Annotated in this window: 1 protein-coding gene; it reads left to right on the top strand. The window is 63.2% G+C overall.

Annotation, left to right across the window (positions count from 1 at the left end):
- Nucleotides 1-98: 98 nt before the first annotated feature.
- On the top strand, nt 99-546 hold a 448-nt coding region (locus AAIL68_RS17600; RefSeq protein ID WP_347141076.1), incomplete at its 3' end, for a transposase.

Below are 546 nucleotides of genomic sequence, written 5' to 3'. Positions count from 1 at the left end.
ATTTCACCGGCACGTTCGGTGTAATCTCGGGTGGCCATCGAGGTGTATGATCGAGGTGGAGTTTCGACGCTTCAACCCCGAACCATACGGAGCCCCCGATGACCAAGACCACCATGGACCTGTCCGAGCTTTTGGCAAAGCACGATCAGGGTGATTTGCTGCGCAGCATCGCCGAGGCGGTCCTTCAGCTGATCATGGAGGCCGATGTCGATGGCCTGATCGGCGCCGGCCGGCACGAGCGCAGCGGCGACCGCACAACCTGGCGCAACGGGTATCGCGAGCGCGCGCTCGATACCCGCTTGGGCACTTTGAACCTGCGGGTGCCGAAGCTGCGGCAGGGCAGCTACTTCCCCGGCTTCCTCGAAGCCCGCAAGACCTCGGAACAGGCACTGGTTGCCGTGATCCAGGAGGCCTGGATCGGCGGCGTCTCGACACGTCGGGTCGACGATCTCGTGCAGGCCATGGGGCTGAGCGGCATCTCCAAGAGCACGGTCTCCAAGCTGTGCAAGGATATCGATGAACGGGTCGGCGAGTTCTTGAACCGCC

Source organism: Paracoccus sp. SSK6, from assembly GCF_039770665.1.
Classification (GTDB): domain Bacteria; phylum Pseudomonadota; class Alphaproteobacteria; order Rhodobacterales; family Rhodobacteraceae; genus Paracoccus.
The sequence above is the reverse complement of the archived record's forward strand: the minus strand, read 5'-3'. Positions and strand labels throughout refer to the sequence as shown.